This is a genomic window from Allohahella marinimesophila (genome assembly GCF_039538005.1).
Classification (GTDB): Bacteria; Pseudomonadota; Gammaproteobacteria; order Pseudomonadales; family Oleiphilaceae; genus Allohahella; species Allohahella marinimesophila.
The window spans coordinates 92,098-103,158 of sequence record NZ_BAABBO010000021.1 but is presented as its reverse complement, the minus strand read 5'-3'; the positions used below and the strand labels follow the sequence as shown (position 1 = coordinate 103,158).

Genomic DNA, 11,061 nt, shown 5'->3' with positions numbered 1-11,061 from the left:
TTTTCATTGCTCACAAAATAGCCCGACGAGCTGGCTTGGCGTAAGCTACGAGTTTGGATAGGTGAGGGTGGCTGTATGCCAATTGTGAGCAAAAAAAGACAAGTGACACTGCCGGTTGATCAGTGCGCAATAGCTGGTATTCGGCCGGGAGACGAGTACGAGAGCTTCGTGAGTAGGCGGGGCGTTATATCAATCGTCGCTAAGCGAAAAGATGCAGCTAAGGGACTTCTCAAGGGGATGAAGATCGATGACCAGATTAGCGATGAGGATTTGTTAGACAGCTCTCCTTAAATCGCTTTCCAACCGCTCTAGCTTCGCGTGCCAGCCTTCGGGGAGCGGGACCGACTTGAGCTTCCTGATGACGTCAAGGCTCTGCGTTTCGTCCAGGTTCAGCCTAGAGAGCAGGGCATCTTTGAGTGCGTTGAGCTTTACCGAGTTTGCAGGAGTGACACTGATGGCTCGATAGAACTTACCTGCGGGTCGTGATTTCCACCTCAGCTGGGACTCAGCAACATTTCTTACTTCGACGACTTGATTGCCCACAGCGAATGTCTTGTCAGCGCCGTCACTCCACAGCACGATTTTCATTGGCGCCTGGGTCTGAAATCCAAGCCTGTAAGCTGACTCGGCACCTTGGCTCACGATCGTGTAGCCATACCTCTGCGCCCACTTTTTCGCTATCTGCTGAGCACTTGCAGCGACCTTGATCGACGACATGCCGGCCACAAACGCTGGGCGGGCATAGATCCCCCGGTAGACCCGTTCGACAACACCTTCTTGGGCTAGTCGGCTTAGGGCTTTTTGCACTGAGGTGAGTGAGCCCAAGTCGCGGAACTGCTCGATCAAGATCGGTGCGCCGCGTTTCATGCGCTTCAGCCTGCTTGCTATCTTTTCAGACGTAGACATAGTTAGGAAGCCTTTCAGCTCTGATACATGCCGGTGATCGCACCGCAATAATGCTTCATCTCAAGACTTAGGCCGGTTGGCAAGAGGCTCACACGCGAGAGGTCACCGGCGAGCATGGCGGTGCAAGTCGAGCATTCGGGCGAAGTCAAAGTCGTCACCGAAGAGAAAGTGCGCGCGATCATGGGCGCTCTAGATAAAGAGTTTTAGAGAGTCTCGATAGTCGAAAACTGGTCGAAGACTGAACTATCAGACTCAACTAACAGCTTTAGCTCTGCGTGTACTTGTCCGGACTTGATCTTGTCAGCTGCATCTATCAGTTCAGAAATTAAATCTTCGTCTAGGGGTAGATCGACGATGAGAGTTTGTCCAGACACGGCCGCAACCCTTCGCCTTTCCTCGCAGTGCTCGTCCGTCTCATGCCAGATCTTCATCCAAACCTCTTGAAAGTCAACGTTGTCTGGTCGAGCAATGCAGGATGCTACACAGTTAATTGGCTCGTCAGCTGGGTCGAGCTGCAATGACAGCTGCTTAATCTCGAACTTATAGACGCCTAGGGTCATATCATCGCCTTTTTAATATGGTAAAAACTAATGTTTTGGTATGCGGCGATAGTGAAACACTATGGTATCGCAAAATCACAGAGAAGTGTAAGTCCCAGCGCTCAGTGAGACTGAGTCTCAAGTTACTGGTGAGATGGCTTAAGCCAGGGCGCGGAGCAGGAGAATATCCATGAGTGGAACGAAATCGCGCCGAGCACACAGCCCGGAACTGAAAGCGAAGGTCGGCCTTAAGGCCCTTCGACGGGTGAAGACGATCAACGAGATTGCGCAGGAGTGCGAAGTGCATCCGGTTCAGGTCAGCCAATGGAAGAAGGGGATTCGAGAGCAGGCCCAGCGCCTCGTTTCTTGCAAGCGAGGGCCCAAGCCAGCGGCAACCTGGCATCCAGTAGTTTCAGAGATTTTTGCGTTGCGAAGCAATTTCCTGGGCTGCACGTCGCAGCATTGAATACGCAGAATAGTTATCATCACATTTCCACTGACTGGAACTTCAGGCAGGTATCAAGGATGAACACTATTTCGCCGAGCGCAGAAGCTTCAGCCAGCGTCGAACAATTTGAAGAAAAAATTTCCGTACTCCTCCTTCAGATCCTCGCCTATGCAGTCATGCTCTATCCAGTAGCCTATCTGGTAGGCATGGTCGCAGGCACCTCCCTTGATCCGAACATAACGTGGCTTATATCCATAGTCGCTGCATTTGTGGTATCCAGAGTCCTGTTCGATCCAACGAAGTCTTCGAAATTAGTTCGCCGAGCACTTGGCTTTGTGATTACCCCATTCGCGAGTCATCTCTCCAGCGTGTCATCCCGTACCGCCCAACTGGAGCGTGCTGTGCTGACAATGGTCGGCTTCGGTGGTGTAACTGCCGCCCTGTATACAATGACCCTTCTGGCTAGTTTTAATGGTCTTATGGTTCGGTATTCCTGAACCTCTCACTATGCTTGAGACGGACCTGGGGTAGAGAACGTCTGATAAATCCGAATTGTTCTCGAGACCTAGCAAGTTGGCAGAACCAGCGCAATCGGTGACGAAAGATCGCTGATATGCCTCTCGTTTTTCAACCTGATGCGCGTCCGTAAAACCAACGCTCCTTCAGTTCGTACCCCCAGATTCATCGCGGCAGTCTGAAGAATTTTCTTCAACATGAGTGGCAGGCACTTGCGGCAAGGCATCCTTCACTCTTTCAAAAAGTGCTACTGCAGGATGCAGGCCGTGCATTGATGGTAAGCGCCGATAAACCGACCCACTATTATTCCGCACCCCCGTTCGGTAATCTTTGGTGACTGACCGCTTGCATCGCTGTAAACGGTGTCAGGACCTTTTTCGATACAAAGGTAGGGCTGACGCAGCTGACTCTCACATCGGTTTATCACGGGTAATGGATCTAAGGCTGATTCGAAGGCGTGGCACTAAAGTAGGGGTAGGTCATTCACGGCAGACATCTTTGACGGCTAGTCCAGCTGTAACCATCCCGAAATCAGAGCCAGCTATTAGTTCGTATCGGCCTTTTGTGTACGGTAAATTTGCTGTGCTGTCAGATGTTCAAGATATTCGCAGAGCCGTTCTTATCAAAGCGGCAGATCAACCAAGTCTCCAGAACGATAGAGTTTGGTTTGTCGCCCATAGAACTTAATCTGGAGCATTTTGGCGCATGCTGGCTCCTCACCTCTGCAGGATTTTCGCTGGATGGATGCCGCATTGAACGCGCTCTTGTAAACTAGAGCTTTGATCAACAGAGGTCGTCAGCATGGTTGCAAGAAACGAGGACATCAAATTACTCAGTAAGTACGGCTTGAGCGTTGAGCGCCTTGTTTCATCTGCAGCAGAATATCTGAGGGATGTTCGGGAGAGCCAGAATGGCAACAAGAGGGTTGGACTTAGCGAGGACGATAAGATTTTCTTTCGCAGTGTAGGCGCACATGGCGTGGATGGCATCGATCCCCGTGGGCTTGAGAAGATGCACCGTGAAATGGCCGTCGAATATGCGGTAATGGTTGAGTGTGCCCTGTCGAGCGATCAGGTCGCGAAGATGCTTGGCCTGTCGATCTCGCGAATCAGACAGCGTAGTCTCGACAAAACATTGTATTCAATAAAGCTCAAGCAGCGCCACCGATTCCCGGCTTGGCAGTTTCATGAATGCAGACTTGTGCGTCATATCGATGAAGTACTTCCGTTTCTGAACAGGGCTCTCCATCCGCTTGCAGTGCACGACTTCTTTACGACGCCTAACAGCGAGCTCGAAGATGAGGACGGGAGAAAATGGTCACCGGTAGAGCGACTGGAAGTGGGTCAAGATATCGAAACAATCAAGCACATCATCCGGTTTCTGTGAGAACCAATATCCGCGCGCAGCGCTCCAGATCTTCACATTTCAGCTTCAGCACCTGCGTCGTGCGCCTACTGAATCATCGGTCGTTCAGCCTCGTCAAGCAGTGACTGTTTTAATTGGCAGTACACTGCGCACGAAGCGGCGGTTTCCTGCTTCCCTCCCTACTCCAATCAGAAAAGGGCATTTTCGGTAGTAACGGGTAGAACCCGCTGCTATCTCCCGTCAGTAAGATCTAACAGGCAGATTAGCGTTTCTCGAAACTCGAAACTCGAAACTCGAAACTCGAAACTCGAAACTCGAAGCAGTTCGGAAACTTGACCCCGTTTGTCACTTGCGCTTATTGGTTGAGAGGATTTGGTTCTGGCGATTGTAATAGAATGTCAAATTTCCTCCGTGCAATCTTGGCAAGACGTCTAGTTCGATATACCTTGCTGGAGATTAATCGGATGCTACGCCTGCCCTTCGGCTGTAGCCACTTAGTTTGTCGTCGGGGGTGCGCTCTTGGATTGCCAGAGAGACAAGGTAATAGATTCCGGAGTTGTTTACCCTTGTTTGCTAGCTCGTTGTTACAAAATAGCCGCTGATTTAGACCAATTGCCATATCAGTTGGCATATTTAAAAGTCCATGTGACAGCACCACTCTCATTCGTGCAGCAAAAGCTCGCGGCCTGAGATTGAAGGCTTTCGCCGCAAAGTGGGAGCTATTGCAGGACCGTGCACTTACTGAGATCGTTCCAGTGGACGATGGCTCTTTCTCCATACTGGCCAGATCCACCGAACCCGGAATTGGCGATTCGAGGCCATCTCGCTACAACGATAAACATTTTGATGACCAATACTTCAAAACTTGTAGTGGAGATGCATACGTGACCTACGTCGTCTGGAACGGCAACCCTTCAGGGTTGTATGATATTTGGGAAGAGGCTGAGAAAGCAGTCCGCAGTGTCAAAGGCGCTAGCTGTAAACGTTTCGACTCGTATGAAGAAGCACTTCACGCTTTTGAGACCATGGATGGAAAATGGTGGTCTCCCGAGCGAAGAGAACAGCGTAAGTTACATGCAGACATGCAAATCGAGAAGGCAAATCTCAACTATGAAGATTTTGACGCTGTTATTTATTTTGATGGAAGTCACCAGGCGAACCCTAGCAGGAACGGTGTGGGACTTGCCATCTACGAATATGGATCTCTGACTCATTTAAAATATGGTTGGTTCGAGATTGGAGGTACGTGTGTAAATCACGGCATTATCAAAGCTTTCAAAACTGCCGTTGAGCTTGCAGAAGTTTATCTGCGGGAAGGGATGCGGACAATGCTGGTCACAGACTCTCCGTGGGCGTTTGAAAATATAGCAATGACAGCACAAAGACCGTGGTCCGATTATATGAACGAGTACTACGGAATGACCGATGAAGCATGGGCAAGATGGCGGAATTTGAGCGATACAGCAGAACTCCGAAAGGCCCCTACCAAGGCTAATATTACAGGCCGTAAGCTAGCCGACATCCTCGGCAAAATGGCTGTCGAGGAACAGATCATTCCGTTAGAGGGTAGAGAAGGCGCTCTGGAAGATGACAAGGTCGAGTTGAAGAAAATAAGAAAGGAACTCCGGGAAAAGATGGCAAAGGAGAAACCGACAGCGAAAAAAGAGACGAATAGAGGGATTGTCGTGAAAGACTCACATGAATCCGAATATACCGAACCTTTAAGAGTACAGATCCCGCCCGGATGACGATGAGCAGGTCTACATCGAGAGTCGCTACGGTGTAGCATCAGAGTTGAACGAAATGGAAAATTTCGTCGAGGCAGCCAGAATCGCTGGAGTCTCAGCCCTCATTGATTCAGTTTTCTTCGATTCAAAAAACTGCGTTTGTGTCGTTAACGTGGCGTCCCATGTTACTGAAGCATCAATTGCTGGCGGGTTGCTCAAGCGGGCGGCGCATTCGACCTTAGGGCAGTACAGTATCTTTGGCGATTTTGAGCATGGTGAACGCATGTGATCTTCCGCATGTGCGTTACAACAGCTGATCCGCGACAGATGTTATACGCGATTGCATCAGTCTCTCGGTCCTACCAATAAGGTATACCCTTCAAGCCGCATGTACGGTTTGGCTGCCTCTATATCCTGACCTTCAAGTGCCTTGGTAAGTTTGGGTCCGTATACATGAATAAAATCACCTTCGCGCAACTCGTCCTTGGCAAGTTCTTCTGCTTTGTGGCCGTGGGCTCTTACGCGCGTGACTTCTTCAACATGCTGCAATCCGGCGCTCGTTTTACGCCGTTCTACAGTGATTATTGATAGCTCTATGATGGGGGTGCCATTTCTATCTGAGAGTTTGGGCTGATTATTCAGCCGTCCGAACAGCTCTAATTTATTCCCGTAGCGAAACATCGACAATCTCCTCGTTTTAATATTCAAGGACAGTATGACTAAATACCCTCGATATCGAGTAAGAGGCAAAGAAATGGAGCCCTAAGTACATTACATGACCTCGCGGTAAGCACAACTAGACATTGTCAGCAGGCTACAACCGAAGTGTCTGGCGGTCGACAGCGCCAACTGCCGAATGTAGAGACAGCCACTTGAGACCATCTCCGGCGCATCTCGCTCTGCCACGCTGACGAACCCGCTCATGATCGAGTAGTGCGGCCTCCAACTGCCGGCCGATTGAAGCCTGCTCATCGGAATTGGAAACAAGCGCAAAGCCATGATCAAGCTGAAACCTGTTGACCGCAGTCAGGGCGTTTTGCGCCTGTAGTGCATAGAAATCCCGCCGCCAATTGGCCAATCTGTTTGTGAGCCCGAAGCTAATCTGATACATCACATGCACATCGAACGAATCAGCCGACAGTTCCTTTGGCAATAGTGAGTACAAGCAACTGGCGGGCGGTAAATCCACCTGCGATTGCGGTAGGCAGAGATGGGCTCTCGACACGTCGACGATCAAATCTCGTACGCCGCTGTTTGATGCGTTTCTACGGAGAACTCTTTCAGGAACGGCGCTCAATGACGTGGCTATTTTCGATGGCAGCGTCCTATTTCTAGTCGTACTAATGCCATTATGATAGTCAACAGCAAAGGTCTCTACACCGGGTGCAACCCACTCCTGGATATACTCCAGCGAGCGCCCATCGCTGGCTATGTCGAGGTGCTCGATACAGTATCCGCTGTTGAATGGCCAATACTCAAACGATCGCCGCGGGCTTGGTAGATTATGGTGGTTCATGCGTACTCACTGCTTACTCGCCGGATCGATCCGATCGGGTCATATTTTCAGGGTGCAGCCAGGCTGAAGCTACTGACCGACATCGATCGAGAGCAAAGCTTGGCCATCTTGCCGACGCATTTATCGTATCCTTGTAAGTGTAAATGGCATCCACCGCGCAACCGACAGAGCTCGGCTAGAGCTCTCCACTTCGAATCCAGACGGCAATATCTTTCAGTTTATCGTACAGCCCATGCTTAAAAAGCAGGGAGTCGGAGAAACTCATGCGTCTCTCATATAGAGACGTATGAGAAGGCTTCTGCAAAGTTAAAACACCTGTCGCACATTGAAGAGCTTGTTCACAACAAGATGCTTGAACTGCAGATTTGCGCTAAGGCGCTCAAGATTGGGCGCAAAGAGTTCGAAGAGTACATTGCAGGGAAATACAGTCCGAAATTCAATTGATCAGTGAAGCGTGTGTGATCGAACGGCCCCGTATGCCGATGTTTGTCTGGGTCACCACCACGATCAGTTTAATCGTGACGGTAATGATTTTTAATGGCCATGGCGCATGGCCTCGATATGGTCACTTATTCGCATGATCGCCGGGATACCACCTCCCAGCATAATGGCTACCGGGCTCTGTCCATGATACCCCGCACCTGCATTGGCCATTTTGGGCCAACCATAGGTGAGGGGGCCACTAAACAAAAGGCGCAACCTCTCATAGATGCCGATCAGCAGACTTGCTCTTGCGGTCTGCTCTTCATTAAGCATGCCCTCGAATTCCCCAGTTCGCATCAGAGCCAAGCTTTCAGAAGTGACGTTGAGAAGACCAGCTGCTTCTTCGTCGCTGAGAGACCACTTTTCAGAGAGCTTGATAATGGCTTTGATGATGACTTCAGATTCGTGCTGTGCAGTAATTCTATCCATTCTGCTCTCTTCTTCTGTCAGGTTAGATCATTTGAAAAACTGAAGACAATGAAAGAAGACCTGAGGTGTCCTATGTTCCAGGGGACTGAGGGCAGGCTACCATGACGATTTAGGAAGCCAAAAGTTTGAAGCCAAATCATCAAAATTGACGGCCGCCTGAACCAGCTTCAAAATATTATAATCATGGTGGCTGGAGATAAAGCAAATGGACAACCTAACCGGGATTGAGCTGCTCAAGATCATGCTTGCCGAGGGCGAGCAGAGCGGAAAATCCGACTCCGGTTACGAGTCATTCATTGCTGAGCTTGAAGCGGACGCTAACCAAGCCCTCTCATTTGAAGCCAATCCTTCGCGATCTGATCCATGACCTCGGCTGGCATCTCGACCCACACATACTCAGTTACCACGCCGTTATACGTGTCTCGGTCAACCTTGAGAGAAGCCGGATTCCTCAGCTCGATGAACACAGATTTAGGCTGCGGATCGAAAAGTTCTTCATGGTAAAAGTGAAAGTCATCACCTGACGTAATTGACACCTTCATGCTCATGCGTCGTGCCTCTCTGGTTAGAAATTAAACTTGCACTTGTCTTCAATCAGGCGAGCCACAGCGCAATCCAACCTATGTTCTGGATACTTCTCAGCAGCTTGCTCAACCAGAATCCCGACGACGTGCGGGTCGAGATGCAGGCGAATAGGGCATCGTGCCGGGCGTATGCTGACTTGCAAGAGCTCGTTGAGCGTCCACTCGATCTTATCGCCGCCCTCAACGCCCAGCACTTCGACAAGACCATCTGGGAGAGTGATATCCCAATCATCGCCGATCTCAATTTCTCCTGTGCTCGTGTCTTCCGCCATGGCTCTTGTTCCAGTTTTTCTCGTTTAGAATTTCCTTTTATCAGAGACGGAGGAGACTGAGTTACCTGCACAATAATTCTTTGCTACCTGCCAATTTTCGAGTCTGCTCCATATCAAAACGAACACGTGGATCGAGCTTGCCATCGAGAAGCTGCGAACGAATGGAACTGCGGAAAGAATCCGGAGACTTGTACTGATCTGCAATCCACTGCACTTCACGCCAGGCCTGGGCAATGGGGGTGAATGCTTTCCAGCGACCATTGCAACTGACGTATATCGTTTTTGCAGCATTGCTGAGAATTGGCCGTCCGGTCGTGGTCAATATTGAAGTCGCCAAAACACCTACTTCTATTGGGTACAACAGCTTGCCGTCCAGACCACAAACGTTCATCCCTGCATCCATAGCGATGCCTTTTTCAAAAAATAGCCGCCTTCGCTTGTTGATATAAGTTGCCACTGTTTTACTTCGTTTCCCTGAGGCTCTAGAGGCCTCTGCCGACGTTTTATAGAACCGGTGTTCGTACAATATGCCGGACTTTGGGGTGTATTTGCAGACCCGGTTCTGTTCCTCATAATGGGGCTTGTCACCGATAGTTTGATAGCTGTTAAAACCTTTCGGAAAGGGTATTCCTGCTTCGTATCGCTCTTTGAAAGCCTTGAATATCGTCCATAGCGAATTTTGATTAGGCATACCCAAGCTCACACTGGCGGCCTGCAGGGATGGGTATAGTCTCCCGCAAACTTTGACATAAGTGTGTGATAAAGGGGAGGCCAAGAACGTTCGATCAAATTCTGGATACGGTCCGCCTTCCGCTTCGGAAACGTTCAACCCCTCAGGGAACAGACCTTTGGTTTTGTAACGTTCAATATACTGGCAAAAACTTTCGTAACTGCAAGATAAGTATGGGTAAAGATGCCATGCTTCCCGCCTCGAGCCGACCAACTGTCCATCGACTAGCATAGGCTTACTGACTGTCTTGACCAACCATTTGGCGGAGCGAAGCCGTCCGTCCTCTTGAAGAGTAGCAATCTGCTCTTTAAAGAGTGGTGCACCGGCTTCATCCAATTTATTGAAACCGGGATCAAAATGATCCCTTTCATCCATCAGGTTAAATTTTCGAACTAAATTTTCTGTCGAAATATTGCTGTCTTCGGCAGCTGCACGAAGCGTCGGATAATTCCCCCAGGGGGTGCGATATTTGTCAAAGGGGTATTTCGTTTTCCATGCTTGACGGGTTCCAGCCTCAATATTCGAACGTTTTATGCGATTTAAAACCTCGACAGTTGCCTCCTGGTACAGATCAGCGCCGTCTTCGTCTACGTAATTGAAGCCTTCCGGAAACGCTCCAAATTTTTTCCAAGAGTGAAAGAGCTGCTTGACACCGGCGTAGCTCGAACACCGGGTCTGTGATGAAGACAATACACGCCCCAAAGCCTGTGAGAAAATGGCTGCCAGTTCATCAGCTGAGTGGGCCTCAAAAGCCGATTTGATGGCATCGTAAATTTTGCCATTGAACTTTATCCGCGTTCGCGCCGCTTCTGATAGCTTTTTCAGAACGTGAGGCGGCATGGGGATACCAGAAACGCCTTCGCCACCGCTCGTGAGGTTTGTAAGCAGCCCTCGTTCTGGGTCGAAAGCTCTGCGCCCCCAGTGCTTGATCAAGCGCTTTTCCAGCTCTTTGGCCTTTTCCTTGTCGAGATTGAAAAGTTGAATCAGAACTCGATCTCTACCGATCTTCTGTATCGTATTATATTTGTAAAGGTTACAGCAGGCCTCTAGATAAGACGGATTATCAGCCTCGCTATAATGATAAGCAAAACGCCGATTCTGGCCGATCCCGACATAAAAAGGGGTGGGTGAGCCTCCATCTACTCCGGGTTTAAACAAAATGTACAGGTAATAGTCCGAGCGTTTTCTAAGCGCTAAGCGCGAGTTCTTGACGATTTTTGGATATTGATAGACTGGTAACTCTCCAACGCTGGGAATTAAGAAACGTGTAAGTGAAATGCTCTCGTCCTGTGGTGTCACAAGCTTGTGGGCAGGGCTCCCCTCTTTCAATTTTTGCTCAAGCGCCAGCCCAATATCTCCGGCTTGCTTGTTGATCATTTCAAATGCCAGTTCTTCGACAGCTTCAGCCGTGATACCGACAGCCACTGCAGGGGGCGTCTCGAATTTATTCTGGGCCGTTTCGGGTGTTTGCGGTGTCAGCAGATCCATTTGCATTTATTTCATCCTGTTGCCATTTTAGTTGCAGTGGATTCTAGGATGAAAGACA

At 49.7% G+C, this 11,061-nt stretch carries 13 protein-coding genes; 6 read left to right on the top strand and 7 right to left on the bottom strand.

All coding sequences use genetic code 11. From position 1 onward, the window contains the following. Positions 1-273: 273 nt before the first annotated feature. Positions 274-906 carry a DUF6088 family protein gene (locus ABD735_RS18915; RefSeq protein ID WP_344809419.1) on the bottom strand — a complete coding sequence of 211 codons (633 nt, stop codon included), beginning with the start codon at positions 904-906 and terminating at the stop codon, positions 274-276. Positions 907-1,109: 203 nt separating this feature from the next. After that, entirely contained in the window at positions 1,110-1,466 is a 357-nt protein-coding gene (locus ABD735_RS18910; RefSeq protein WP_344809417.1) for a hypothetical protein, read from the bottom strand. A 169-nt stretch (positions 1,467-1,635) separates the two neighbouring features. Here ABD735_RS18910 and ABD735_RS20215 point away from each other — a divergent pair, with 169 nt between their 5' ends. The 5 genes from ABD735_RS20215 to ABD735_RS18885 all read left to right on the top strand — a co-directional run bounded on the left by ABD735_RS20215 (position 1,636) and on the right by ABD735_RS18885 (position 5,790). After that, a complete protein-coding gene (locus ABD735_RS20215; RefSeq protein ID WP_425548634.1) occupies positions 1,636-1,911 on the top strand; it encodes a transposase in 276 nt (91 codons plus the stop codon). Positions 1,912-1,970: 59 nt separating this feature from the next. Next, positions 1,971-2,390 carry a hypothetical protein gene (locus tag ABD735_RS18900; protein WP_344809415.1) on the top strand — a complete coding sequence of 140 codons (420 nt, stop codon included), beginning with the start codon at positions 1,971-1,973 and terminating at the stop codon, positions 2,388-2,390. Between the two features lie 820 nt (positions 2,391-3,210). Further along, complete coding sequence (locus tag ABD735_RS18895; RefSeq protein ID WP_344809413.1) at positions 3,211-3,795, top strand: hypothetical protein; 585 nt, start codon at positions 3,211-3,213, stop codon at positions 3,793-3,795. Between the two features lie 671 nt (positions 3,796-4,466). Further along, positions 4,467-5,522 carry a ribonuclease H1 domain-containing protein gene (locus ABD735_RS18890; RefSeq protein ID WP_344809411.1) on the top strand — a complete coding sequence of 352 codons (1,056 nt, stop codon included), beginning with the start codon at positions 4,467-4,469 and terminating at the stop codon, positions 5,520-5,522. Between the two features lie 55 nt (positions 5,523-5,577). After that, positions 5,578-5,790, top strand: a complete 213-nt coding sequence (locus ABD735_RS18885) for a hypothetical protein (protein WP_344809409.1) — start codon at positions 5,578-5,580, stop codon at positions 5,788-5,790. Between the two features lie 56 nt (positions 5,791-5,846). Here the strand turns inward: ABD735_RS18885 and ABD735_RS18880 are convergent, their stop codons facing one another. The 3 genes from ABD735_RS18880 to ABD735_RS18870 all read right to left on the bottom strand — a co-directional run bounded on the left by ABD735_RS18880 (position 5,847) and on the right by ABD735_RS18870 (position 7,929). Then, a complete protein-coding gene (locus tag ABD735_RS18880) occupies positions 5,847-6,182 on the bottom strand; it encodes a single-stranded DNA-binding protein (protein ID WP_344809407.1) in 336 nt (111 codons plus the stop codon). Between the two features lie 133 nt (positions 6,183-6,315). Further along, positions 6,316-6,612, bottom strand: a complete 297-nt coding sequence (locus tag ABD735_RS18875) for a hypothetical protein (protein WP_344809405.1) — start codon at positions 6,610-6,612, stop codon at positions 6,316-6,318. Positions 6,613-7,551: 939 nt separating this feature from the next. After that, positions 7,552-7,929: a hypothetical protein gene (locus ABD735_RS18870; protein WP_344809403.1), complete on the bottom strand. Its 378-nt coding sequence runs from the start codon at positions 7,927-7,929 to the stop codon at positions 7,552-7,554. Between the two features lie 205 nt (positions 7,930-8,134). Between ABD735_RS18870 and ABD735_RS18865 the strand changes: the two genes are divergently transcribed. Then, positions 8,135-8,296 carry a hypothetical protein gene (locus tag ABD735_RS18865; RefSeq protein ID WP_344809401.1) on the top strand — a complete coding sequence of 54 codons (162 nt, stop codon included), beginning with the start codon at positions 8,135-8,137 and terminating at the stop codon, positions 8,294-8,296. A 198-nt stretch (positions 8,297-8,494) separates the two neighbouring features. Here the strand turns inward: ABD735_RS18865 and ABD735_RS18860 are convergent, their stop codons facing one another. Both ABD735_RS18860 and ABD735_RS18855 read right to left on the bottom strand, forming a co-directional pair. Beyond that, entirely contained in the window at positions 8,495-8,785 is a 291-nt protein-coding gene (locus tag ABD735_RS18860; RefSeq protein WP_344809399.1) for a hypothetical protein, read from the bottom strand. A gap of 61 nt (positions 8,786-8,846) precedes the next feature. Further along, the gene (locus tag ABD735_RS18855; RefSeq protein WP_344809397.1) at positions 8,847-11,009 is read right to left on the bottom strand and encodes a GIY-YIG nuclease family protein; all 2,163 of its coding nucleotides are present in this window, start codon (positions 11,007-11,009) and stop codon (positions 8,847-8,849) included. Between the last annotated feature and the right edge of the window lie 52 nt (positions 11,010-11,061).